Source organism: Bacillus sp. 007/AIA-02/001 (genome assembly GCF_004634455.1).
Lineage (GTDB): Bacteria > Bacillota > Bacilli > Bacillales > Bacillaceae_G > Bacillus_A > Bacillus_A cereus.
In genome coordinates this window covers 150,856-175,744 of record NZ_SEIY01000011.1, presented here as the reverse complement: position 1 = coordinate 175,744, position 24,889 = coordinate 150,856, and the positions used below count along the sequence as shown (strand labels likewise).

Below are 24,889 nucleotides of genomic sequence, written 5' to 3'. Positions count from 1 at the left end.
ATGTACTCTCTATGCGTATTGAACAGGCAGATAAGCCATTTAAAAACCCTCCAAATGGAGGGTTTTTAAATACATTTACATTAAATTTGTGGTGGTGCACCACCATAATCGCCAACACTATATGAAGGAGCAGGATAATGCCCATGAGTAGCAAGCTGATCTGTTTTAGAAAACTGAAAAATTCCCACCGTTAATACCCCAATAAAAGCAATGCTTGATAATAATAAGCTAATTTTTTTCATTATTTTAACACTCCTTTTGCGATTGATTTTTGTCTTGCTTGATAACAAATATGGAAATAGTCACTTACTTTTTGGTGGTTCTCTAATTGTCTACATTTTGTGGCAAATAATTCGGCGTATTCGACAACATATTCCCATAATTCTTCTTCCTCAAAGTATAAGATTCCTTCTTGAATGATTTTTTCTAATTCTTCCAATGGAATATTTTCATTTAATTTTTTTAAAATAGAGAAGTGGTGTGTATATTCTTCGTTATGAATCTCTCTGCAAATCTGTAGTCCCTTATCAATGAGTTGGCTGGCCGTTGATTGTTCTCCTAACTTATAATGTTCCTTAGCTTGTAGGAAGATGGCCTTGAAGTGTGTAGGGATTTTCTCTGTTACTTCTGAAAGGTGACGAATAGCTAAAGTAGACATACTTTGATCAGAATACAGCCACCCCATAGTATTTTTTACGTATAACAAGGAATCTTCTTCCCTATTTTTTTGTAGTAAATCAATTGCACAATGTAGATATTCTTCTGCTTGTTCGTACTGTTTTAAATAGATGCAGCAACCACCTAGCAAACTATTACAAAAGGCTGTTTTTACTTCATAACCTTCGTACTTTGAAAAGATTGCTCTCGATTTATTTGCGTATTCGATAGAAGCGAGATTGTTATAGGTATGGTGATAGAAAGTAGCAATTCTATAGTAAAATTCGGCGTGTTCAATTTCATCTGGTATAGCTACCAATATTTTTTCTGCTAGTTTATAATGTTCCTCTGCCTCAGTATAATTTGATATAAAAGTGGAATGAATGGATTTGAAAAAATGATAATAGAATTGTAGAAATTGATCTGTAGGCATATCATAATCGCTAATAGTATCAAAACTATTTTGTTGAATACCAAGGCTATCTGTTAAGACCTTGTAACGAAATTCGAGTAGTGAATAGTATAGTAACAAATTTTGATCCTGATGCTCTTGATTCGGTTCAATGCTTAACTTACTAATTTTTTCATCAATTTTCTTTTTTAGATTAGTAGCTTTTATAACTTGCTGAGATAGCATAGATCGATACCAGTCGTTCAATAGAGAGGTTAATTGCTCATTTCCTTTTACTGAGACACTCATAATATACGCCCCCATTTTCTAAAAAAATCCTAATCCAATTTAATTATAAACATCATAACAAAATAGAAGAAAAAATGGAGTGATATTACAATATTTTTCAAGAAAATTCATAAAAAACAATCAATTTGTGTCGAATATACGTAGAATAAAACATCCAAAAATAATCAAAAGATGATATGAGTCTTTATACGTTCTATTAGGTGAACTAAGAAACTGTGTTTGAAGATTTATGAAATTTCTTTTTCTTAAAACGATCAATTATGTGTTAATTTTTAGATTATTTTATCGGATAAATATAGTATGTATCCCACCAAATGTATAAATCTTGCGTATGTAAATAAGAAGAGAATAAAGGAAATAAAAAAGAACTTGTAAGAATTCCTACAGGTTCTTTTTTAGATAATGTAAAAGGTGAAACAGACTATGTCATTATTTGTAATAGTAAAATTATCTTACGTATGGTTTTGTTTTATTTTATCATTTTAGCCAAGAAGACTCCCTCCATAAGGAACTCACAGCAAGTATGGGTAAGTGGGAGTAGTTCAAAGCATGCAATATTGTTTGATTTGGCTAATACATAGATTTCTCATCTCAGAACTGGTGTAAGAATTATAATGTTTATACCATTCTATTGTATTTTCTAAAGTCTGTTGTAGGGACCATTTTGGCTGCCAATTAAGATTGAATTTTGCTTTGCTAATGTCAAGGTTTAGTAAATTTGCTTCATGAAAATTTATTGGACCTATATTTTCTGCTGTCCAATCCCCGCAGCCCCAAATATCTAGTAAACTGGTCACTAATTTTTCTACTGAAACAATATTGCTTAGGGATGGCCCGAAGTTCCATGCTCCTGAAAAAAGGATACCATTATTTATAATTTTTTCTGTAAGGAGTAAATACCCGCTTAAAGGTTCTAGTACATGTTGCCAGGGTCTAATAGCAGTAGGATTTCTAATAATAATCTTTTTGTTTGATTCTAATGCTCGTATACAATCGGGAATAATTCTATCTATTGACCAATCACCACCACCAATTACATTACCAGCTCGAACACTTGCAATTATTTTCTTGTGTTGAGAAAATTTTTCTTCTGAAAAGTAAGAATTACGATAGGAAGAAATTAAAAGTTCGCAGCATCCTTTGCTTGAGCTATATATGTCATGGCCGCCCATAGGGTCAATTTCACGATAACCCCAAGGCCATTCTTTATTTTCATAGCACTTGTCACTTGTCACCATAATTCCTATTTTAGCTGATTCATGTAATCGAATTGCCTCTAGTACATTCATAGTTCCTACAACGTTTACCTCGTATGTTTCTCTAGGATATTCATATGAATACTTAACTAGAGGTTGGGCAGCTAAATGGAATACAATTTCAGGTTTATAATCTGTAAAAACCTTATTTAATTTATTAAAATCTCTAATGTCTCCACGAATATCAATTATATTATTTTGAAGGTTAGTAATGTTAAAGTTATCATTTTTATTTTTAGGATCTAATGAATATCCGATTACAGCAGCACCTAATTCATTCAACCATAGGGATAACCAAGAACCTTTAAAACCAGTATGTCCAGTAATTAAAATTCTTTTTCCATAAAAAGCATTATTAAAGTTTTGGTTTAACAATTAGTCCACCTCCTTTAGTACCCTATTTTTAGGGAGTTAGGTATAAATGTTTATTATTTTTATACCAATTAACAGTTTTTATAATTCCTTCTTCAATATTAATTCTAGGTTCCCAGGAAAGAGAGTTTTTTATTTTTTGCACATCCGCTTCAGGAACCCATCTTTCATTTGTTCTAGAGGAAATTGCACCGTAATTTGGTCTGGAATTGGTTTTCAAATGTTTGAATAATAATTCTACATAATGTTTCAAGGGGTGAATAGTGCCGCTCCCAATATTAAAGATTTCATTTTGTACAGTAGTATTTTCTACTGCTAGGATACAGGCATCTATTACATTTTCTATATAACAATAATCTCTTAATTGATTACATAAAGTTAAATTTACATCTTTGTTTTGTAATACTCGCAAGATTATATAGCTAAAAATTTTATGCGGCTCTTCGCCTTCTCCGAATATGCCAAAAGGTCTTAATGTTATAAGATTAATATTGTTTTCGCTAGCAATTTGATGGGCCAGTATAGTAGCAGCAGCTTTGGTACTTCCATAGATGTCCACAGGAGTTAGTAACATATTTTCATGAATAGGTTCCATCTTGTTACCGTATTCAGAACTACTCCCAAAATTGATGATTTTTTTACAATTCACCAATTTTGCTGCTTGAATAATGTTACAAGTCCCTATAACATTTGTTTCTATAGCATGGATGTAATCTGTATGGGCAGAATTTACACCATAGGCTGCCAGGTGAAAGATATAATCGGGATTAATTTTCTTTATTGCATCTTGTACTTGTTTTTTATCTCGTATATCTATTTCATAGGTTTCAATATATTTTAGAATATCCTTTAGTCTCCAAGAGTTTGATGGTGTTCTTATGAAAAGAACAATTTTTGCTTGTAAATTTAAAAGTCTTCGTGCCAAGTGAGAACCAATAAAACCGTATCCACCAGTAATAAGGAAAGTTTTATTTTTAAATGAAGCAATCATAGTGATAATCTATCCTTTATTAAGATGTATTTTTAGTTGCTGAAATAAATAGATTTATTTTTAAATAAGGAAAGTATCAGTCTTAATTGTGATGAGGGGAGGGGTATTTAAAATAATTTTTTATTGTTGTTGTATCAATTTGGTCAGCAAATAAAGAGGAGGGAGATTTTTGAAAAGTATTATGAAGGGTATGACATGTCTTGTTCAATTGTTCAATATAAGGAATGTATATATAATCTAAAACTGCTGGAGGTAATTCTAAAGTTTCTTGTTTCCATAAATCGAACTCATTTGGATTAATAATTTGCATACTTCCAAAATGAAAAGCTATTAATTCATCTTGATCAATAAAAACTTTATTATCTGTTTTGGATATAGAACTGCTATTTAAAATGACATTCCAAGGTGCTGCATCAATACCTTTATGAGTCATGATTTTTATATTAGAAAAGATGTTAGGAATGTGATTTAAATATTTTTGGTCACCCCATCTATTCATTTCAACATCATATTGATTATTGCAATATTCTAGGCATTTATCTTTCCACCATGTTAAAATTTCTTTACTATTTTGATCATTTTTGAAGCCTACTAAACCAGCTTGGTATATACCGTGTATGCTTTCAATTTCAGTAGAGCTTCTTTGAGGGCAAAGGAATACAGAGTACTTCCACCATTCATCAAGAATGATATTAGGTGCTGTAAAGAAATACATATCAGCATCACAATATATAATGTGATCAACTTCCGGATAAAGACTAAGGACATGTAGACATAGGGGCGCTTTTAATGTCCAACAATATTCTTGTAAACTTCTATCATTTTTTATACTGAGGAGTTCATGATTTTCAATATCCTTTACCGGAATTAGTATGGCATGCTTTAATTTTAATTTCTCTAATATTTGATACGTTAGATCATCCATACAACAAATCCATACAGTAAATTTAGCGTTGAAATTTTCTAAGGAATAATAAGAAGTCAATCCTTGGATTAATCGTTCTTTACTTATAATCATGGAAAAGTTCATAAAATGATTGGATTGATTCATTTTTCTTCTTAATTGTGAATCTTTATATAAAGTTTGAGCTTTATTTATATCTTTTTTACTTAAAAATTGTTTAGTATCTTTATTGAATTTATCCTTTAATTGCTTTAAAACAAATTGAATTCTCTCTAAATACGGAGTGTAAATATGGTTTAATATATTATTGGGTATTGAAATTTCTCCCAAAGACCAAAGATCAAAATCATTTTCAGTAAAGATAGTAATACATGCAAAATGGTAAACAACTAGTTTGTCGTTTTCAATAAATATATCGTTTTTAGTCTTGTCAATTTTATAATCGTTATTATATATACAGTTCCAAGGCGCAGCATTTATACCTAAGTTATTTGAAATTTTTACTTTTGGAAAATATATAGGGATATAATCTAAATACTTTTGGTCTCCAAATTTCCCCTCCTCAGCCTCGGCACTGCACCAATCTATACATTTATTTTTCCACCATCTTACACTTTTTAGTCCATAGAGATCATTCTTAAATCCAATTAGACCAGCCTGATATTTTCCATACATTTTTTCTACCCAATCACGATCTCTTTGGGGGGTTAGGAAAATAGAATGGTCACCCCATTCCTCAAAAATAATATTAGGGTCAGAAAAAAAGCATAAATCACCATCACAATATAGAATAGATGGTAAATCATAATTGATCAATAAATATTCTATCAAGACAGATTTTAAAGTCCAACAATATTCATTTACTTTTCTTTTTCTCTTAATTGCTTTTAGTTCACGATCTTCCAATTCTTCAACTTGTAAAAGGTTTACATTAATTAAACTCATTTCTTTTAATAGTGAATATGCAAAAGGATCTATACAACAAATCCACAATGTGAATTTTTCTGAGTACTGCATTAATGATTGCTGTAAAGCAATAATTTTCAAGACATACTCACTACCTACAATGACGCAGAAATGATTATTTAGATCATGTTGTTGATTATAGAATTGGGGATCAATTCTTTTTTGAGTATTTTTTTTGGAGAGATTTGAAGCTTTAATTCCTGTTGAAAGTGGGTTAACTATTTTCTCATTAGAGGGGATATACAATCGAGGTAAACTTATTTTTTTATCATTAGAGTTCAATGCTTATTCAGTCCTCTCCACTAAAATTTATTTGGATTCCAACTTTCATTTACAGTTTTTAAATCTTTAGGTGTATCGACACTAGCCCAAAAGTCATTGTGTTCATAGACTGCGAGCTCATTGTCTTTTATTAAATTTCGAAGAGGATCTTCTTCTAGAACACAATCATCATTACTACTTAAATAATCGAATATTTCTTTGTTAAATACAAAAAAACCGCCATTAATTACTTCATCAAGTAATGGTTTTTCTTTAAAATCAATAGCAATTCCATCTTCGACCGCCAATAGGCCGTATTGACTATTTTTTTTAATTCCAGTTAATGTAGCAATTTTTCCTTTTTCTTTATGGAATGCTATTAGTTGATCAATATCTATATTGGCTAATCCGTCACCATAAGTTAATAAAAAGGTTTCACCTTGTACAAAGGATTCAAGTTTTTTTAGTCTTGCCCCGGTCATTGTATCAATTCCTGTATCTATAAAGTGTATATTCCAATTTTCTAATTTCTGAAGTAGCGTATATTGACTGGTTTTAAAATTCAAACTAAAGTCATTCTCTTTCCAGCTAAAGTCCATAAAATATTCCTTAATTTTCTCACCTTTATATCCTAAGGGCAAAATGAAATCAGAATGTCCATATTTTCTATACCAATTCATTATATGCAAGAGGAGAGGCTTTCCTTGAACTCGAACTAATGGTTTGGGAATGTCCTCTAAAATTCCTTGCATCCGAAGCCCTTTTCCGCCACACAAAATTATGACTTTCATAGATTTATTTCCTTCCTCTCAATATATTTTACTAATTTAAACTATGTAGTTTGTTTGGTAAATGTATACACGGTTGTACCATAATGACAATCAACTAAAAAAAATATGTTAGATTTATAATTCAGATGTTGATTAAACGTGGAGAATACACATTGTAGTTTATCATTAATTATATGTAAATTAGGTTCTTTTAAAATCTATGCTTTAGTTTATTTAATATTAATGAAAGAAATTGCTTGTTCTTAAGATAAAAGAAGGGGAAGGAAATCAAGGGAATTGAAGAAGCTTATAATGAAATATCCAAGAAGACAAAATATAAGATAAAGTATGGAAGTAAGTAGTCGTGAATGCACTACATAAGCAGAATATGCTGATCGCATAAATGATTATACAGAAATCAACAGAAGAATAACAAAGGGAATTAGCCATTTGAAGGAAAATGGAACAACTATTTTTACATTTTATAAATTCAAAAAAGAGCACCGCATAAAGGTGCTCTAGTGATAGAACTAATTTTGTAAAGAACTATTTATTCAATAAAGAAGGACTTACGAATTATTATATGAACGTTTTGTTAATTAAGTGTGTATCAATTAGACAGGAATTTTATTTCTCTACACCTATTTGATTTTACGGGCCAAATCATGTTAAAAGTAAGAAGAAAATTATTAAGTTAATGTTATTTTGTTTAAAATAACATCCCAATCGGAATCATCACCTTCCCATCTATCCTGATAACGTGGGAGTTCAATTGAACAAACCCGCGATATTCCCCAATTTTGTTCAACAATATTAGATATACCCTCCTTGAAATTAACAATAAGGATATTAAAATTCTTATTTGTAATTTTAGATAATACGTTTTGTAATTCAACCGCTTCATCTCGATTTCCCCAAATTCTAATGAATAAAATGGATTCACTACTATTTATTTTTTCAAGGAATTGATTAATTCTAGTGTCTAATTTAGCTTTAAAAGAAGGATAGGTTGATTTCAAATCCTTTTCTGAATTAATAGGAAAATCATGCATTGAAAAACAATTATAATAAGTGTCCTTTATACAGTAGGTAATTCGTTCTGCCCATTTAATTTGATTATCAAATTCTGATTCAATAAGACCGTAACTTTCTGAACCTTCTATAATCATATTTTCCAACTTCATAAATTTTTTAAATCGATTTTGAAGTAATCTGTTTACATCTGAAAGTGATGGATAATAAAACCAATCTAAAGGTCCAGAAAATGTTCTTAAATTGTGTCTTTTGATTTGGTTGGTGACTTGACACAATCCTCCTAAACTTACAATTACGCCATAGGATTTTTGTATATCTTCTAGGTTCATCCTCATCATCCTTTATAAAAGTAATTTAAATTATCTGTTCAGTATATGATGCAATAACATATTGATGTGGACCTATATATCACAGTACATAGAGCTAAGACATTTGTATAAATTTAAAAAGTCAAATACCTAAGTTGAGGGATTTCATCTTTGATGTTATATCATGGAGTTACTATTGGAATGAAAGCTGGTAGGGATATTGCGCCAGAGTTATATTTTCTGCAGTAACTTAATTTAGAAAACTGTTCTTGATTACTGTAGTAAAATTGTTGTTTTTAAAACATTACTTATCCGGATTCATGAAAAGTATTTTAATATATTATCTTATATAACAATATATAGTTTTGATATTAAAACTAAAATATGGAAGTAACATAGTGGATTTACGCATATAGTAATGTTGATGGTAAAATTAACGAAATTTTCATTTAAATCAGATAAAATTATGGTGTTTTTAACTTATAATAATGTTACTACGATGAAAAAATGGCTACTAATTAGTTAATTTAAAAATCAATTTTAGATAGGAAGAGGATAATGAAGACCAGAGATAGTTATAAAATTATTGTAATTGGTGCTGGGACAGCAGGACTATCTTCTACTGCACATTTATTACGAAATGTACCCCTATTTAAAGAAAGTATAGCAATTATTGATCCATCAAAAAAACATTACTTTCAGCCACTATGGAGTTTAGTGGGGGGAGGAATTGTTTCAAAGGAAAGTACGATGCGTAATCAGGAATCACTTATTCCAAAAGGGGCAACGTGGATCCCTAAAAGTGTTGTTAAGTTATTTCCATCTGAAAATAAGATACTTTTAGATGACGGACTGCTACTTGAGTATGAAATTCTTATTGTAGCAGCTGGTATACAAATAAATTGGGACAGTATTAAAGGCTTAAAAGAGTCTATTGGCACTAATGGGGTATGTAGCAATTATTCTTATACATCTGTTGATTCTACTTGGAGAGAAATCGAAAAATTTAAAGGAGGAAATGCGCTTTTTACCCACCCTAATACTCCTATTAAATGCGGTGGTGCTCCACAAAAAATTATGTACTTAGCAGAGGAGTATTTTTGTAATAGTGGTGTAAGAAACAGAAGTGAAGTAATGTTTTATTCTGCAAACAATAACATATTTCAGGTTCCACGATATGCAAATACTTTAGAACAAGTACTAGAAAGAAAGCAAATTATAACGAATTATAATAAAAATTTAGTGGAAATTATCGCCGAAAAGAGAGAGGCAATTTTTGAAGATACGCAAACACTAAAAAGAGAAACCGTACCATATAGTATGATACATGTTGTTCCACCAATGGGGCCACCTAATTTTATTAAAGAGAGTGAGATAAGTGATCATCAGGGGTGGGTAGATATAAGCCCTTATACTTTGCAGCATGTGCAATATAAAAATATTTTTGGACTTGGAGATTGTACCAATTTACCTACCTCTAAAACTGGAGCAGCAATTCGAAAACAAATACCCGTCTTAAAACAAAATATTATGGACGTACTTAGCGGAAGAGATTTACAGGCTAAATATGATGGATATACATCATGTCCGATTGTTACAGGATATAAAAGTCTTATACTTGCTGAATTTAACTATGAACATGAGCCTCAAGAAACGTTTCCATTTAATCAAGCGAAAGAACGGTATAGTATGTTTTTACTTAAAAGATATATGTTGCCATATATGTATTGGAATTTAATGTTGAAAGGGATTCTATAGGAGAAGATAAAAAGTGGTTACAAAAATTGAAAATTAATTTGAAATAACTAATTGGAGGGAATAGCTATGCTTTTAAAATATTTTTATGATGAAAAATTAGCACATGCTTCCTATTTAGTCGGTTGTCAGAAAGAAGGCGTAGCAATCGTTATTGATCCTAGTCGCTATATAGAACAATATATAGAATTTGCCAAGAAAGAGGGGATGGAAGTAATTGCTGCGGCTGAGACTCATATTCATGCTGATTTTCTTTCTGGGTCTAGAGAACTTTCTAATCTTTACCATGCAAATTTATATGTATCTGATGAAGGAGATTGTGATTGGAAATATCAATATCTTAACGAAGGTCGATACAAATTGGTTAGAGAGGGCACAGAGTTTAAAGTAGGTCATATAAAATTTAATGTAATTCACACCCCAGGGCATACGCCTGAAAGTATTTCTTTTTTAGTAACTGATACAAGTCAAAATAATTATACGAATGATAAACCGATAGGAATATTCACAGGTGATTTTATATTTGTAGGAGATATAGGAAGACCGGATTTATTAGAAACTGCAGTCGGTATTAAAGATACTGCAAAAATAGGAGCGAAACAATTATTTGATTCTATACAAAAAATAAAAATACTTCCTGATTATTTGCAAATATGGCCATCACATGGTGCGGGAAGCGCATGTGGAAAAGCATTAGGAGCAATTCCAACTTCTACATTAGGTTATGAAAAGATGTTCAATTGGGCATTTCGGTGTAATGAAGAAAGTGATTTTATATCGACTTTATTGACGGGACAGCCAGAGCCTCCAAAGTATTTTTCATTAATGAAGAATTTAAATAAGTATGGTCCGCCAATTCGTAAGAAGAGAAAAAGTACTGCTATTAATACAGTAGAAGAACTTCAAGAAATTTTGAAGAGCGTTTATCAAATAGTTGATATAAGGGATGTAGAGAGTTTTGCTGCAGGTCATATCGAGAAGTCAATTAACATACCTTATAACAATTCTTTCACAACTTGGTGTGGATGGTTATTAGATTATAAAAAAGAAACTTTAATAATTCTAGATGAGGAAAAAGTTAAAGTAGAGGCAGTTATTAGAGAATTTGAATCTATTGGGTTAGATAATATTATTGCTTTTGCACCCTTAAAAGTAATACAAAGACTTGATAGATTTGAAAGTTACAAAGAAAAAACATCGATTGAATTATATCCGCATATAAAAGGTGGAAGCGTTAAGGTTATCGATGTGCGTAGTAAAAAAGAGTGGGAGGAAGGACACCTTCATGATGCAATACATATCACTTTAGGTAATCTATTTGAACAACTAGATTATATACCGAAAGATTTTCCAATAGTTTTGCAATGTCGAACCGGATTACGTTCCGCTATAGCAGCTAGTATTTTACAAAGAGCTGGTATAAAGGAAGTAGTGAATTTAAAGGGAGGATTTCTTGCATGGAAAGAAGAAGGGCTTCCTTATACAACATGCAATCTCAATGTGTAGGAAAATATTATATGCTAGGTAAGAATAATTAAAAGAAGTTATAGATGACGTGTTAGAAAAGGGAATCATAATTGTCGCAGATTCAGGAAATACATTAGGATTATTAATTGATTATCCAGTTAAATATGAAAATGTAATATTTGTTTTAGCATTAAATAATTTAACATTGGATCCATCTTTTATGGAATGGCAGTGTTGGAAGTACTTAGGTATTATCAATAAGAACCCAATTTAAAATTCTCTTGGATGCAAGAGAATTTTTTTATTGGGAATAGTAAGGGGGAGGGGAGGTGCATTACATATGGGAAAAGGTAGAAGTAATAATGCTGGTAAAAAGCAACCGAATTTTGATGATTCATCTAATTTTGCTAAACAAAGCCAACCGACAGAAAAGAAGAAGAAATAAGAACAGGAGCTCTCTTGATAAAGGGAGCTCCTGTTAAAAGTGGACTGACGTTTCAGAATAACATATCGATGGATTAACCCAATAGCCATAAATACAAGGTTTTAATTTTTCGAAGAGCACCTAATTTAATATTATTGTCCCGCTTTTTTATACTTATTGACGCGTTAAATCCATTTAAAATGCTCCTTAATGGTGTTTGGCGTGACCTTCATTAAAATTTTTTAAACCTAATGGGACTTACCATTAAGAGGGCGAGGATTAAAGTAATCCATGCATTACTATATGAAAACAATGCCATACCAGCCAATGATAATCCTGCAGCTGGAATAGGTAATCCCTTAAAATATCCAATAGTTGGTTTAATACTAAATTTAGCTAATCTTAAAGCACCCATTGTTGGGAATAGGATAAATGCCAAAGAAGTTAAAATAGAAGGTGTTGCTATCGTATGAAATAAAAGCGCAGGAGCGACGCCGAAACTAACAATATCAGCTAAGGAATCCAATTCTACGCCAAACTCACTGTTCACTTTTAATTTTCTTGCAATTCTTCCATCAAGAAAATCTAAAACAGCTGAAAAGAAAATGAGAATGGAGGCTGCTCCTAAATATTCACTCATATTCAAGGTGATTGAGAAAACACCGCACAATAAATTTCCAATCGTAAATAAGTTCGGTATAACTTTTACAAGCTGATTAAACAAGTTTGTTCCTCCTAAATTAATTAAACTTCACATTTCTGTAGCAATTTCTATATATTCTTCCGTTATTCTTAAAAATATATGACCACTGTATTACTGTAAGCTAATTAAATTTCGATAAGAGAAAAATCGATTTCTTAAATGTTCCACGGGTTTATAAAAATGTTTAATCATTTTCAGTACGCGTTATTGAATATTAGCACCTGATAGTTGATATTTCGAGTAGTCAGGGATTTTCCGGTTCTGGTGCAAAAAATTAAAGGTAATTAAAAATAATCTCTAAAAAGGAGACATAATGATACTATTATTTTAAAAAGGTTCGTGGTTGGTATCGAATATAAAAAAATAGAATTTTTATACAAAAATCACCCGAAAGGGTGCCTTTTGTACCTCTTAAAATGACTGAAGATGTGTTTACTTGAGTTCATTAGGTAGTTAGAGGTTGATAGACTATCTTTAACGAAAATGTTGAGTAGTTCATCTTCATTATATATCAATTTAATAATGATTGGGGATTTAGAAAGTTCCATGGAAAGTACATATCAACCTGATTGGAAGATTGGAAATTTAATAACTGGTGATACATTTTACTTAACGCAACATTTTGGTGCGCAAATGAAAATTTTTAAAGTCCACACAAATGTTACCCTAGAACGATTCCAAACAATAGAACCAGAATTAAAATAAAATTTTTGTAGCATCAATTAAATTCATTTCTTTTTATGCAAACACACTTTCAGCGGAACTAACTTCTTCACTATTTTGCGCTGGAAAGACTGTATAAAAAATGGTTACGTTTTCTGATCTTGAAATAACCCTCTCAAATTGCAATCCTGCTTTTTCTAAAAGCTTTACTGCATCAACAATAGAAGTAATTGCTACAAAAGTTTTTCAAATAAAATTTATAAAAGCTTGATAGGTAATACCAAGGGAAAAGACCGTAGCTACTATATGTGCAGTCCATTTAGGCATATTTAAATTTAATACGGTATTGTACAACATTCCATATACGATACAAATGATTAATATGAATGCAATGAATTGAAGAACTAATAAAAATAGCGGTTGTTCCATTTATTCTCACTTCCTTTATTTGATATATTAATATAATTTATTTAAATGTGAAAGTTTTATTTCTATGAATTTCCAAAAAATGTGATATGAAAGGCATAGTGATAATCACAAGAATTACTGCAAAACTATAAATGGAACTAAAAGTATTATGACGAGATCAGTAAAATAGTAAAGAAGGTCACCATTCACGGCGACCTTCTTTACTATGCGTTATACCCAAATAATTTTAAATCTTCTCCTGAATCTGAAATGATTTTCTCAAATCGTAATCCTACTTTTTCTAAAAGCTTTCCTGAGGCGATGTTATCTACAGAAGTAATTGCTACAATTCGTTTCATGCCGAGCTTTTGTACACCGTATTCGATTATCGCAGAAGCTGACTCGTAGCCATATCCTTTTGAACGGAATGTCTCTAAAAAGGCAAACCCGATATCAACGTCTTCTAATGAATCTCTTTTAATAAGGCCACACATACCAAGTGGAGTGAGATCTTTTTTTCGTTCTACTAAGTAAAGGCCGAATCCAAGTTTGTTATACATATCGATGGGACCGTTTACAATATAATTTTTTGCATCTTCTAAGTTACTAACTCCTTTGTCACCGATAAACTGAATCCATGCAGGATCGTTTACTAACTCAAGAATAAAAGGAGCGTCTTTTATATCAAACCAGCGAAGATTAAGACGTTCAGTTTCAAGAACTATCAATAATTACACCACCTTTAAAAAGTTATAACAATTAGTATGGATTGTGTAAAACAAAAGTGCAACATATTTTAATGGGGGTGTTTGTTCACATAAAGTTCGTTTGTTTTGTATAGAGAGATATCTTATAATTAGGATTAATTGTAAAGAGTGAGATGCTTATACAATGACTCCTAGGTGACTAGGAGTTTTTACTATATAACTATCATTATTACTAAATATGACACACTATACATTCTACTCAAGGAGGTACATAATGAAGAAATTATATAATGCATCGTTTACGTATTTGATTATCGGTTTATTATCAGGGATTTTCGCTAGGGAGTATGGTAAGTATAAAGGGATTTTAGGGTCTACTTTGTTAAATCTTTTGCATACGCATACACTTGTACTTGGCTTTTTCTTCTTTTTAATTGCTTTAGGATTAGCAAAAGTATTCGCGTTTCATGAAGTGCAAGGGTTTAATAAGTGGTTTGTTTTACATAATATTGCATTAACATTAATGTTAGGTTCGCTAGCAGCGAGAGGGCTTCTTCAGTTAAATGGAGCTGACTTTAAAGGGTTAACTTATATTGTAGGATTTTCTCATTCGTTGATGGCAGTTACTTTAATTTGGTTTATGTTGTTAATAAAGAAATCGTTTAAAATGTAGTGAAAAAGAACTTGTAGCGTGTGCTGCAGGTTCTTTTTTGTATGTTCAGGTTTAATAATCTTATTTTTCTAATTATTTTGTATAAAGATGGTATACTTGTTTTAAAATTAAAAAGGAGAGTTGATTATGGAAATAACAATTGAACATGTAGTAAATGAATTAAAAGGCATACTTCCTGAAGATCGAGTAGTAATAAATATGACAGTACGAGAGTTACATAGTAAAGATGAATCTTACCATAGTAGTAGTTTACCTGATGTAGTTGTTTTTCCAAAAACGACCAAAGAAGTTAGCGCGATAATGAAAATAGCGATTCAGCACGGAACAGCTGTCGTTCCATTTGGAGTAGGGTCCAGTCTAGAGGGACATGTAATTCCTTACGAAAAAGGAATTACAATGGACTTTTCTCTTATGAACAAAATACTTGAAATAAGAGAAAAGGATTTTCTTGTGAGAGTACAGCCAGGGGTGACGCGCTCTCAGCTTAATAAAGAATTGAAAAAGTATGGATTATTTTTTAGTGTAGACCCAGGAGCTGATGCAACGTTAGGAGGAATGGCTGCTACAAATGCGAGCGGAACGACAGCGGTAAAGTATGGGGTAATGCGTGATCAAGTTCGAGATTTAGAAGTCGTTCTTGCTGATGGAGGAGTAATACATACCGGGAATTTAGCAGCGAAGTCATCATCAGGTTATCATTTAAATGGTATTTTCGTAGGCTCAGAAGGAACACTTGGATGTTTCACGGAGTTAACTTTAAAAGTATACGGTATACCAGAACATGTTATGGCTGCGAGGGCATCGTTTCCAACTATAAATGATGCAGTAGAAGCTGTAATTAACATATTACAAGCAGGTATTCCAATCGCGAGAATTGAACTCGTTGATGAATTATCTATGAAACAAGTAAATTATTACAATGAAACAAGTTACAGAGAAGAACCGACACTGTTTTTAGAGTTTCACGGCAATGAAGCAGGGTTAAAGCAAGATATTGAATTTACGAAAGAAATCGTTCTTGATCATAAATGTATAGAAATTGCGTTTGAGACGGAAACAGCAGCGAGAAATAAGCTGTGGGATGCAAGACATAACTTAGCGTACTCTTACGTGCATAGTTATCCTGGTAAAAAGCTAATGAGTACAGACGTATGTGTACCAATTTCGGAATTAGCTGGAGCGATTCAACATGCGAAAGAGGTATTACATAAAGTAGGGCTTATTGGCGGTATTCTCGGTCATGTTGGGGATGGGAATTTCCATGTACTCTTAATGATTGACACAAATGATAAGGAGGAAGTGAAGAAGGCAGACGAAATAAATGAAAGTATCGTTCAGTATGCTCTTAAACGAGGAGGAACGTGTACAGGAGAACATGGCGTTGGAATCGGGAAACGAAAGTATCAAGAAGAAGAACATGGGGCGGCATTATTTGTAATGGAGAAAATAAAGAAAGTTCTTGATCCGCAAAATATTTTGAATCCGAAAAAGGTGTTTCAATTAAAAGATAGGGGCTGAGTGGATGAAAGTACTAGAAGCGATAAGTAATATAGCTGGAAAGTATTTTGCATTTTGGGTTATTTGTATTGCAGCTATTGCATATTTCATTCCCGCGCCATTTCTCGGGTTAACTAGTTACATAACGATTTTACTTGGGGTTGTCATGTTTGGGATGGGATTAACATTGAAGGCTGTTGATTTCAAAATCATAGCTACAAAACCATTACCAGTTATTATCGGTGTATGTGCTCAGTTTATTATTATGCCACTTGTCGCATACGTACTAGCCTACGTTATGAATCTGCCAGCGGAATTAGCAGCTGGGTTAGTGTTGCTCGGTTCAGTACCGGGTGGCACTGCATCAAATGTTATGGTTTATTTAGCAAAAGGGAACTTAGCGTTGTCTATTGCAATGACTTCAGTATCAACGTTACTAGCACCAATTGCTACACCGCTCATTCTACTATTACTTGCAGGGCAATGGATGCCAGTAAATGCTATGTCCATGTTTCTTTCTATCGTACAAGTCATTATTGTGCCTATTATTTTAGGACTAGTAGTGAAAAAGTTTTTCCCTCATATCGTTAATAAAGGAATGACTGTTATTCCTTTAATATCAGTTGTAGCAATTATCATAATTGTTTCTGCAGTTGTTTCAGCAAATGTAAGTAGCATTACTTCTTCAGGACTTCTTATCTTTATTGCGGTGATGCTCCATAATGCTTTCGGTTTTTTGCTCGGATATATAACTGCGTTCGTACTTGGACTAGACGAAGGGACAAGAAGGGCTATTTCAATAGAAGTAGGAATGCAAAATTCAGGTTTAGGTGTTGCGCTGGCGACAGCACATTTTGGACCGGTTGCTGCACTCCCAAGTGTATTAGCGGCAGTATGGCATAACATTGCAGGGCCAATATTAGCAACCATCTGGTCAAAAAATACAAAGAATACTTTCAGCGATGAAAATGTATCAATAAATATAGAAAAATAGGAATGATAAATAATGCAAAAACGTATTGTACATTTTGAAGGAATGGTTGTATTTTTAGCCACGATTTATATGTATTCGATATATGAGTTTAGTTGGATTATATTTTTTGTATTCCTTTTAGCGCCGGATCTATCAATGTTAGCATATGGGATTAATAATCACGTTGGTGCGAAAATATATAATGTATGTCACACATATATCATATCCATATTAATTGTTCTAATAGGTGTCTATTTTAAGATGGATATCGTTATAATGATTGGCTTAATATGGACAGCACATATTGGAATGGATCGAATGTTTGGATATGGATTGAAATATGAGACGGATTTTAAGGATACTCATATTCAGAGGTTATAAGAAAAAGTATTCATATTTACAGCGGGTCTATTAAAATATTGAACAAAATTCAGTGAATGAATTTCGTTCAATTGTTGAGAAATATATATATAGATAGATATAAATAATCGAATTATGTTATTTTTATGATAATTAAAAGAAGGAGAGTGGATTTGATGAATATACAAATCACTGGCAATGAATTAATTAATAAGATGCTGAATGATTGGTATCGAGATATTAGAGCTCAACGTATAAGTGAAGCAAAAAAATTAAAAGAAGAGATCGATAAAAAGCTTTATATTATCGAATCAGATATAAAGGTTTCATTTCACTATTATCTGTTAGAATTTCGATATAAAGTGCTAATAGATGGTTTAGGTAATTTGAAAAAAGCTTTTGATAAAATAGATGCATTGCCTAAACCAAATGATGAATATTCTAATTATTATTATTATTATTATTATTTATTCAAAGCCATTCATTATACAATTCTTACTAATTATAGTGAAGCTAGCAACTATTTTGAAAAAGCTGAAGGGTTATTAGAGCATATTTCAGATGAAATTGAATATGCAGAGTTTAATTATAGAGTTGCTATATTAAAATACCACTTGCATTACGCATATTCAGCTATTGAATACGCTTCAAAGGCAAGAGATATCTTTGTTAAACAAGCAGGGTATGAAGTGAACATAGCGCTGTGCGAAAATATATTAGGATTATCTTTTTCGGAATTAAAGCAGCATGATAAAGGTGAGGAATATATTGCGTCAGCAATAAACATTTTACAAAAAAATGATGCAGAAATGTTAGTATTAAGAATCAGACATAATTTAGGTTTATTGTATGCGAGTCAAAATCTTTCAGTTTTAGCAATTAGACACTTATCTGAGGTTTCTAAAAAAATGCCTACTCATTATAAGGCAATCTTTTTAGAGGCAAGAGAATATTATAAATTAGGTGAAATAGAAAAAGCGAAGGAATTAATTGAAAGTGGATTGAAGGTTTGTGAGGAATTAAAAAATGATGAATATAGATATCACTTTTTAATTCTAAAGGGATTTTGTCAGCATTTAGAGGTAGAAAAAATAGAAAAAATTATTCTTGAAGGTTTTTCTTACTTTGAAAGAAAAAATTTATCGGAGTATATTCACGAATATACTGAAAGTCTGGCATTAGAGTTTCATAAAGTAGGTAATATAGAAAAAGCAGAAAAGTATTTTTTTATGAGTTATGAAATAAAAAAGAGAATATTTGAAAAAGAAGCATTAAAATAAAGAAAAAACTTGGATTATCTATAATGGGAATAGCAGCTGGAGTTATGGGGTTTTATGGTAAAAGGTCTTTGCAATAAATTAGCTCACAGTGGATATGGTGGAACGTTTATAATTATAAAACCTAATGAAAATCCATATGCTGTCTCTGAAGATACAACGATGCCTGCAAAACAAACCTTCTATTGAACGTGGGTAATTAAACAAGTCACAAATTATAATTTGTGACTTGTTTAAGGTTGGATACTAAATGTGTTGCTTTCAATATTGAAAGCAACTTTTAAGTTTGTGATTAATAGTTAACTTAATAAATTTTGGGTTAAAATAAAAACAAATTTTTAATCAAGTCCCACAAAAAGTACGATAAGGGCGATTCGTCGGTGCAGGCGGAATGCAGTATTCTTCTTGATCTGTAGAATACGCATAAGGATTTGATAAAGCTTCAAGAAGTTTCTCCATTACGCTATAGTCGTCATTTGTAACAGCTGCTTCTAGTGCTTCTTCTACACGGTGGTTCCTCGGGATGATTGATGGGTTATTATTTTTCATCATCTCGTAGGCGTTTTCTTTCGATTCTTCTTGTTTTTCTAATCGAGATTGCCACAGTTTGTACCATTCTTTAAATTCAGGACTATCGAATAGAGGGATATTTTCTAACGTATCAAGAGTTAATGAACGGAATGTATTAGTGTAATCTGCTTTATATTTCTCCATCATTTTTAAAAGTTGCTCAATAAGTGATTGATCTTGTTCTTCGTTGCTAAATAGTCCTAATTTCTTTTTCATTCCAAGGAACCAATTGTTTTCATACTGTACGCTAAATTTCGAAATTTCGTCTTGAGCGATTTTTAGTGCTTCTTCATCATCTTCGTGCAGAATCGGTATTAAAGATTCTGCTAGTCGTGCGAGATCCCATGCGGCCATATATGGTTGATTTCCATATGCATAACGACCTTGTGTGTCAATAGAGCTAAATACGGTTCCTTGGTCGTAATTGTCCATAAATGCACAAGGACCGTAATCAATTGTTTCGCCACTGATCGTTATATTGTCAGTGTTCATTACACCGTGAATAAATCCAACAAGTTGCCATTTTGCGATAAGACTAGCTTGTCTTTTAATGACTGCTTGTAGTAATGCAGTATATCGGTTTTCATGGGATTCAATTTCTGGGTAATGCCTTTTTATCGTATAGTCAGCTAGTGATTTCAGGTCCTCTATTGAACCACGAGCTGCAGCATATTGAAATGTACCGACGCGTATATGGCTACTAGCTACTCTAGTTAAAATTGCTCCAGGTAACTTTGTTTCACGATATGTTGGTTCACCGGTTGTGACAACTGCTAAACTGCGGGTAGTTGGAATATCGAGTGCATACATTGCTTCGCTAATAATATATTCACGTAGCATCGGACCGAGTGCAGCACGACCATCTCCTCGGCGTGAATAGGGAGTAGGGCCAGAACCTTTCAGTTGAATATCGAAACGCTTACCTGAAGGAGTAATTTGTTCGCCAATTAAAAGAGCACGACCGTCGCCTAACATATTAAAATGTCCGAATTGATGGCCAGCATATGCTTGAGCTAATGGATGAGCTCCTTCTGGGAGTGCATTACCAGCGAAAATAGCAATTTCAGCTTCCTTTTTCAGTTCTTCAGGGGTCAAGCCAAGAGATATCGCTAATGAATGGTTTAGTTTAACTAACTCCGGTGAACTTACGGGAGTAGGGGGGATTTCTGTATAAAATGATTGTGGTAAAGTCGTATAACTATTATCTAAATTCCAACCTGTTTCATTATTTTTAGTCATTGTATCTCCTCCTTTTTGTATTTTAAGTTATGTATTTGTACGTATGTATTCTTTGTAAAGTTAACTAAAAGTATAATATAATATTTCCCCTTGCAATCTATTGTAAGGACTTCATTGCACTATGTCTATTTAACAGCAAATTTAAAACCTCCATTTTAAGAAAATGGAGGTTTTATTATTATTTAATTTTTACAATTATTTTTCCTTTTGCTCTTCCAGACTCTGAATATTCCATTGCTTTTTGCGCATCTTCAAAAGGGAAGACTCGATCAATTACCGGTTTGATTTTTCCGGCTTCAATATAGTTTGCAATAGTACGTAATTGATCCCCGCTTGGCTTCATAAATAAAAATGAATATTGAGCATTATGCTTTTTTTCAAGTGCAGTAAGTTTTTTGCTGGCTAATGAAAATAAGAGAGTTTTAAAGAATCCTGAACCAAATTCTTTACCGAAGCGAGCATTCGGCATACCTGAAACGGAAACAATGTTTCCTCCGCTTTTTATAATATTGAATGATTTTTCAAGTGTTGCACCGCCGATTGTATCAAATACCGCATCATAATTTTGTAGTATATCTTCAAATTTTTCTGTTTTGTAATTAATAATTTCATCTGCGCCAAGAGACGTTACTAAATTTGCACCAGCTTCACTAGCAGTCGTTGTAACAATGGCACCCATTATTTTTGCTAACTGAATTGCGAAAGTACCAACACCACCGGATCCAGCGTGAATTAAAATCTTTTGACCTTTTTGTAATTGCATGATGTCATGTAATGCTTGATATGATGTTAAGCCAACGAGTGGAATCGAAGCCGCTTCCTCAAAACTTAGATTTTTTGGTTTTAAAGCAATATCATCTTCATGAATGGCTATATACTCCGCGAAAGTACCAATCTTATTTTTTCTTGGACGAGCATATATTTCATCACCGACTTTAAAACGAGTCACTTTTGATCCAACCTTCGTGATGACACCGGAAAAGTCATTCCCAAGGATTAGAGGCATTTCATATTTCAGTAACATTTTAACTTTTCCATCACGTATTTTAAAATCAATTGGGTTAATACTAGCTGCATGAATTTCTGCGAGCACTTCATACTCATTAATTTCAGGAGTAGGTACCTCTGCCATACGCATTGGGACTTTTCCATATCTATCAATTATCATTGCTTTCATTTCTTATACCTCCAAGTTTTAATAAAAGTTTTGCAATAGCTTCTCAATATCTAATACAAGATTTTTTAATAAACCTAATTTTGTACGTATATCAATATAATAAAAATTCTTTGTACCTTCTTTTCTCATTAAAATAATGCCAGCTTCTCGTAAAATCTTAAGGTGATGTGATACTGCTGGACGGGAAAGGTGTGTTTGCTTCGTAATTTCTCCTACACGTAATCCTGTTTGACATTCCGTTTCCATTAGCACTAATAAAATAGCTTGACGTGTTTCATCACCAATTGCCAATAATACTTTTTGAGAATCAATAAAATCTTTTTTTATAATATTTAATTGTTCTTGTTTATTCATTTCAATCACTTTGCCTCCAGGTAATTAGTCGAAAGGTTTAAGATGATGAACCATTACTTCGATACGGTAATGCTACATGATTGTTGCATGAGGTGCAATATTGAGAAAGAAAATCGAGACGAATGAATTTTTTATTGTTGAAAATTATAGGGAGATAGAAAAGGGATTGGAAGGATTACATAACACAATAGATGAAGTTTTAAAAACAAAAAATGATGTAACAATAAAATAAGCGGTCGTAACCTTGTATAATCCATAAGGTTACGACCGCTTATATTGTTTGTATTATTTTTGATTTTTACGATAGAACATGGTTCAACGTAAAGTACATTCTTTTGTTTTACACTTTCATACAGACACAATTCAGGTGGATTATAGATGTATGAAAAGGTAAAAGGAATTTTGGGGCGTAATCTATTTATATGATAATTCAAAATGAAATATAAGTCTATATTTTAATGTTTTTTTTGATTATATTTATGTCACTGAGCTCAGAACAATGATGTGGAGGGTAAATATATGAAATCGAATTATGTACCAGTTTTAATTGTTGGAGGGGGATTATCTGGGTTAGCGTCTGCGTTATTTCTTGCAAAACATAATATTGAGTACTTACTTATTGAAAGGCATCCGTCTACTGCCATTCATCCGAAAGCAGGCGGTCTTACTTTACGTACAATGGAGTTATTTCGAGAATTAGGCTTGGAAAAAAGAATTAAATTAGCAGGTAAAGCATTAGAGAACTGCAGAGGAAGAATAGCGGTTCATACAATAGCTGAGGCGAATAAAGAAGAATTGGAACAAATGAGAGCGACGCAATACGGAAACGATGAAGAGTTACTTCAAAAAATAGAAAAGATTAGTCCATCAAAACAAACTGCGTGTTATCAAATTATTTTAGAAGAGATGATGTTACAAGAAGCGAAAACATTAGGCGAGCAACTATCTTTTTATCATGAATTAGTTTCATTTGAACAAAATGAAAACGGGGTAAAAGCAACGATTCGAAATCGTGAAACAGAAAAAGAAAGTGTCATACATTGTGACTATGTAATTGCAGCGGATGGAGCGAAAAGTAAAATACGTGAGCAGTTAGGGATTAAAACTGAGGGTCGTGGAACCATTGGTGGCTATTATATGAATATTTATTTTGAAGCTGATTTAAGTGAGTTTATACAAGGAGATGCATTCGGTTTTTCGATGGTACTTCATCCGGAGGTTCTTGGTGCACTTATCCCGGTTGATAACGTAAAAAAATGGATTTATCATGTAGCCTACGATCCATTAAAAGGAGAGGGGCTAGAGGACTTCACTATAGAACGTTGTAAACAAATTATTCAAATAGCAATTGGAAGTACAAATGTTGAATCAAAAATATTAAGTGTTTTACCGTGGGAAGCCGCTGAAAGTACAGCGGTGAAATTTCAAGGAAATCGAACCTTTTTAGTTGGCGATTCTGCACATATTATGCCGCCAACAGGAGGATTTGGTTCAAATACAGGAATACAAGATGCGCACAATCTAGCTTGGAAATTAGCGGCTGTTATAAAAGGGAAGGCAAAACCAAAATTGTTAGAAACATATCATGAGGAGAGACACTCTGTTGCAAAATTAACGACAGCTTATGCAAGTAGTTTACTGTTTCGTGCTGCGAATAGAGAGGAAGGCAGTTTGAATAATATGGATGGTTTAGCTGTTACAGTTGGATATCAGTATTGTTCAGAGGCGATTATAGATGATTCAGTCACTCCGCATAGAATGGATAGCATAGAGTTGAACGGAAGACCTGGAACGCGAGCGCCACATTTATGGGGAACGTATGAGGGGAAGAAAGTTTCTACATTAGACTTATTCGGTAACAGTTTTGTATTACTTACAGGAGTAGAAAATAGTTCTTGGGCTGAGGCAGCACATGCTGTTTCAGCTAAATTAGGAATACATCTAAAAGGGTATCGTGTTGGCTTAAGTGGAGACTTTATTGTTCCAGAAGATATTTTTAGCAAATTATATGGTATAGAGAATGGAGGTGCTGTATTAATTAGACCAGATGGCTTTATCGGATGGCGTTCAGAAAAAACGGTAGTAAATCCAGATATAGTATTGGAAGAGGTAATGAGAAATTTATTATGTGATTTTTAAGTAACTACAGAAATATTGTTTTATGTACTTCACTGTACTGAAAAAAATATTCACAAATTTCAATAGGTTTGATATGATTAAATTCGACAAGTTAATAGAGGCCGGAGATATTTGAGAAAAGCCATAAATTTATTTAGGGATACAGGAGTGTATTCTAAATAATTTATGGCTTTTTTTATTGAATGAACCGTACAAAATAGGGAGTTACATGTGAAAAGGAGGGCTATAGAAATTAAATAGGATAATACTAGTTTTCTATATTAATAATATAGAAAACATTTGT

24 protein-coding genes are annotated in these 24,889 nt (G+C 32.4%); 11 read left to right on the top strand and 13 right to left on the bottom strand.

The genetic code is table 11. The features are described from left to right. Positions 1–80 precede the first annotated feature (80 nt). The 7 genes from ES895_RS29370 to ES895_RS20355 all read right to left on the bottom strand — a co-directional run bounded on the left by ES895_RS29370 (position 81) and on the right by ES895_RS20355 (position 8,241). The gene (locus tag ES895_RS29370; RefSeq protein WP_000724116.1) at positions 81–242 is read right to left on the bottom strand and encodes a hypothetical protein; all 162 of its coding nucleotides are present in this window, start codon (positions 240–242) and stop codon (positions 81–83) included. Then, positions 242–1,357: a Rap family tetratricopeptide repeat protein gene (locus tag ES895_RS20380; RefSeq protein WP_000116963.1), complete on the bottom strand. Its 1,116-nt coding sequence runs from the start codon at positions 1,355–1,357 to the stop codon at positions 242–244. The genes ES895_RS29370 and ES895_RS20380 overlap by 1 nt, the downstream gene beginning before the upstream one ends. A 542-nt stretch (positions 1,358–1,899) precedes the next feature. Continuing rightward, positions 1,900–2,988, bottom strand: a complete 1,089-nt coding sequence (rfbG, locus tag ES895_RS20375; RefSeq protein WP_000934338.1) for a CDP-glucose 4,6-dehydratase — start codon at positions 2,986–2,988, stop codon at positions 1,900–1,902. A 28-nt stretch (positions 2,989–3,016) separates the two neighbouring features. Then, positions 3,017–3,976: an NAD-dependent epimerase/dehydratase family protein gene (locus ES895_RS20370; protein WP_000561952.1), complete on the bottom strand. Its 960-nt coding sequence runs from the start codon at positions 3,974–3,976 to the stop codon at positions 3,017–3,019. 82 nt (positions 3,977–4,058) lie between these two features. Further along, positions 4,059–6,128 carry a hypothetical protein gene (locus ES895_RS20365; RefSeq protein ID WP_001087520.1) on the bottom strand — a complete coding sequence of 690 codons (2,070 nt, stop codon included), beginning with the start codon at positions 6,126–6,128 and terminating at the stop codon, positions 4,059–4,061. A 20-nt stretch (positions 6,129–6,148) separates the two neighbouring features. Then, complete coding sequence (locus ES895_RS20360) at positions 6,149–6,898, bottom strand: sugar phosphate nucleotidyltransferase (protein WP_000864433.1); 750 nt, start codon at positions 6,896–6,898, stop codon at positions 6,149–6,151. 668 nt (positions 6,899–7,566) lie between these two features. Beyond that, on the bottom strand, positions 7,567–8,241 hold the full coding sequence (locus ES895_RS20355; RefSeq protein WP_001047149.1) for a papain-like cysteine peptidase: 675 nt from the start codon (positions 8,239–8,241) through the stop codon (positions 7,567–7,569). A gap of 537 nt (positions 8,242–8,778) precedes the next feature. Here ES895_RS20355 and ES895_RS20350 point away from each other — a divergent pair. Continuing rightward, a complete protein-coding gene (locus ES895_RS20350; RefSeq protein ID WP_000857304.1) occupies positions 8,779–9,978 on the top strand; it encodes an FAD/NAD(P)-binding oxidoreductase in 1,200 nt (399 codons plus the stop codon). Positions 9,979–10,044: 66 nt separating this feature from the next. After that, complete coding sequence (locus ES895_RS20345; RefSeq protein WP_000925322.1) at positions 10,045–11,481, top strand: MBL fold metallo-hydrolase; 1,437 nt, start codon at positions 10,045–10,047, stop codon at positions 11,479–11,481. Positions 11,482–12,098: 617 nt separating this feature from the next. On the opposite strand, the gene pssA is transcribed toward ES895_RS20345, so the two are convergent. After that, positions 12,099–12,590, bottom strand: coding sequence for a CDP-diacylglycerol--serine O-phosphatidyltransferase (pssA, locus tag ES895_RS20335; RefSeq protein WP_000483080.1), 492 nt, complete (start codon positions 12,588–12,590; stop codon positions 12,099–12,101). Between the two features lie 501 nt (positions 12,591–13,091). Here pssA and ES895_RS20330 point away from each other — a divergent pair. Continuing rightward, positions 13,092–13,274, top strand: coding sequence for a DUF5065 family protein (locus tag ES895_RS20330; RefSeq protein WP_033690255.1), 183 nt, complete (start codon positions 13,092–13,094; stop codon positions 13,272–13,274). A gap of 204 nt (positions 13,275–13,478) precedes the next feature. On the opposite strand, the gene ES895_RS20325 is transcribed toward ES895_RS20330, so the two are convergent. Further along, positions 13,479–13,661 carry a hypothetical protein gene (locus tag ES895_RS20325; RefSeq protein WP_000437513.1) on the bottom strand — a complete coding sequence of 61 codons (183 nt, stop codon included), beginning with the start codon at positions 13,659–13,661 and terminating at the stop codon, positions 13,479–13,481. A gap of 203 nt (positions 13,662–13,864) precedes the next feature. Next, positions 13,865–14,368, bottom strand: coding sequence for a GNAT family N-acetyltransferase (locus ES895_RS20320; protein WP_000636208.1), 504 nt, complete (start codon positions 14,366–14,368; stop codon positions 13,865–13,867). A 253-nt stretch (positions 14,369–14,621) separates the two neighbouring features. On the opposite strand from ES895_RS20320, the gene ES895_RS20315 reads away from it, so the two are divergent. The 6 genes from ES895_RS20315 (at position 14,622) to ES895_RS29995 (ending at position 19,316) form a co-directional block, all read left to right on the top strand. After that, entirely contained in the window at positions 14,622–15,020 is a 399-nt protein-coding gene (locus ES895_RS20315; RefSeq protein WP_000737896.1) for a DUF2871 family protein, read from the top strand. A 126-nt stretch (positions 15,021–15,146) separates the two neighbouring features. After that, positions 15,147–16,538: an FAD-binding oxidoreductase gene (locus ES895_RS20310; protein WP_135238599.1), complete on the top strand. Its 1,392-nt coding sequence runs from the start codon at positions 15,147–15,149 to the stop codon at positions 16,536–16,538. A gap of 4 nt (positions 16,539–16,542) precedes the next feature. Further along, complete coding sequence (locus ES895_RS20305) at positions 16,543–17,511, top strand: bile acid:sodium symporter family protein (protein ID WP_000865826.1); 969 nt, start codon at positions 16,543–16,545, stop codon at positions 17,509–17,511. A 12-nt stretch (positions 17,512–17,523) separates the two neighbouring features. Beyond that, positions 17,524–17,871 (top strand): DUF4260 domain-containing protein, encoded by a 348-nt coding sequence (locus tag ES895_RS20300; RefSeq protein ID WP_001172065.1) that lies wholly within the window; start codon positions 17,524–17,526, stop codon positions 17,869–17,871. Between the two features lie 155 nt (positions 17,872–18,026). Beyond that, positions 18,027–19,130, top strand: coding sequence for a response regulator aspartate phosphatase (locus ES895_RS20295; protein ID WP_135238598.1), 1,104 nt, complete (start codon positions 18,027–18,029; stop codon positions 19,128–19,130). 54 nt (positions 19,131–19,184) lie between these two features. Continuing rightward, on the top strand, positions 19,185–19,316 hold the full coding sequence (locus ES895_RS29995; RefSeq protein WP_277680608.1) for a hypothetical protein: 132 nt from the start codon (positions 19,185–19,187) through the stop codon (positions 19,314–19,316). A 153-nt stretch (positions 19,317–19,469) separates the two neighbouring features. Here the strand turns inward: ES895_RS29995 and ES895_RS20290 are convergent, their stop codons facing one another. The 3 genes from ES895_RS20290 to ES895_RS20280 all read right to left on the bottom strand — a co-directional run bounded on the left by ES895_RS20290 (position 19,470) and on the right by ES895_RS20280 (position 22,476). Beyond that, entirely contained in the window at positions 19,470–20,936 is a 1,467-nt protein-coding gene (locus ES895_RS20290) for a protein adenylyltransferase SelO (protein ID WP_016111437.1), read from the bottom strand. A gap of 178 nt (positions 20,937–21,114) precedes the next feature. Continuing rightward, entirely contained in the window at positions 21,115–22,113 is a 999-nt protein-coding gene (locus tag ES895_RS20285; protein WP_000646441.1) for an NADP-dependent oxidoreductase, read from the bottom strand. 18 nt (positions 22,114–22,131) lie between these two features. Next, entirely contained in the window at positions 22,132–22,476 is a 345-nt protein-coding gene (locus ES895_RS20280) for an ArsR/SmtB family transcription factor (RefSeq protein WP_000571870.1), read from the bottom strand. Between the two features lie 91 nt (positions 22,477–22,567). On the opposite strand from ES895_RS20280, the gene ES895_RS29990 reads away from it, so the two are divergent. Both ES895_RS29990 and ES895_RS20275 read left to right on the top strand, forming a co-directional pair. Beyond that, positions 22,568–22,699, top strand: coding sequence for a hypothetical protein (locus ES895_RS29990; RefSeq protein ID WP_001227549.1), 132 nt, complete (start codon positions 22,568–22,570; stop codon positions 22,697–22,699). A 287-nt stretch (positions 22,700–22,986) separates the two neighbouring features. Further along, positions 22,987–24,606, top strand: a complete 1,620-nt coding sequence (locus tag ES895_RS20275) for an FAD-dependent oxidoreductase (protein ID WP_000841674.1) — start codon at positions 22,987–22,989, stop codon at positions 24,604–24,606. The last annotated feature ends 283 nt before the right edge of the window (positions 24,607–24,889 follow it).

Excerpts from the sequence above, each read along its gene's own strand:
- ES895_RS29370 (WP_000724116.1), bottom strand. The coding sequence starts at position 242 with ATGAAAAAAATTAGCTTATTATTATCAAGCATTGCTTTTATTGGGGTA.
- ES895_RS20380 (WP_000116963.1), bottom strand. The coding sequence starts at position 1,357 with ATGAGTGTCTCAGTAAAAGGAAATGAGCAATTAACCTCTCTATTGAAC.
- ES895_RS20370 (WP_000561952.1), bottom strand. The coding sequence starts at position 3,976 with ATGATTGCTTCATTTAAAAATAAAACTTTCCTTATTACTGGTGGATAC.
- ES895_RS20360 (WP_000864433.1), bottom strand. The coding sequence starts at position 6,898 with ATGAAAGTCATAATTTTGTGTGGCGGAAAAGGGCTTCGGATGCAAGGA.
- ES895_RS20355 (WP_001047149.1), bottom strand. The coding sequence starts at position 8,241 with ATGAACCTAGAAGATATACAAAAATCCTATGGCGTAATTGTAAGTTTA.
- ES895_RS20350 (WP_000857304.1), top strand. The coding sequence starts at position 8,779 with ATGAAGACCAGAGATAGTTATAAAATTATTGTAATTGGTGCTGGGACA.
- ES895_RS20345 (WP_000925322.1), top strand. The coding sequence starts at position 10,045 with ATGCTTTTAAAATATTTTTATGATGAAAAATTAGCACATGCTTCCTAT.
- ES895_RS20330 (WP_033690255.1), top strand. The coding sequence starts at position 13,092 with ATGATTGGGGATTTAGAAAGTTCCATGGAAAGTACATATCAACCTGAT.
- ES895_RS20325 (WP_000437513.1), bottom strand. The coding sequence starts at position 13,661 with ATGGAACAACCGCTATTTTTATTAGTTCTTCAATTCATTGCATTCATA.
- ES895_RS20315 (WP_000737896.1), top strand. The coding sequence starts at position 14,622 with ATGAAGAAATTATATAATGCATCGTTTACGTATTTGATTATCGGTTTA.
- ES895_RS20310 (WP_135238599.1), top strand. The coding sequence starts at position 15,147 with ATGGAAATAACAATTGAACATGTAGTAAATGAATTAAAAGGCATACTT.
- ES895_RS20305 (WP_000865826.1), top strand. The coding sequence starts at position 16,543 with ATGAAAGTACTAGAAGCGATAAGTAATATAGCTGGAAAGTATTTTGCA.
- ES895_RS20300 (WP_001172065.1), top strand. The coding sequence starts at position 17,524 with ATGCAAAAACGTATTGTACATTTTGAAGGAATGGTTGTATTTTTAGCC.
- ES895_RS20295 (WP_135238598.1), top strand. The coding sequence starts at position 18,027 with ATGAATATACAAATCACTGGCAATGAATTAATTAATAAGATGCTGAAT.
- ES895_RS29995 (WP_277680608.1), top strand. The coding sequence starts at position 19,185 with ATGGTAAAAGGTCTTTGCAATAAATTAGCTCACAGTGGATATGGTGGA.
- ES895_RS20290 (WP_016111437.1), bottom strand. The coding sequence starts at position 20,936 with ATGACTAAAAATAATGAAACAGGTTGGAATTTAGATAATAGTTATACG.
- ES895_RS20285 (WP_000646441.1), bottom strand. The coding sequence starts at position 22,113 with ATGAAAGCAATGATAATTGATAGATATGGAAAAGTCCCAATGCGTATG.
- ES895_RS20275 (WP_000841674.1), top strand. The coding sequence starts at position 22,987 with ATGAAATCGAATTATGTACCAGTTTTAATTGTTGGAGGGGGATTATCT.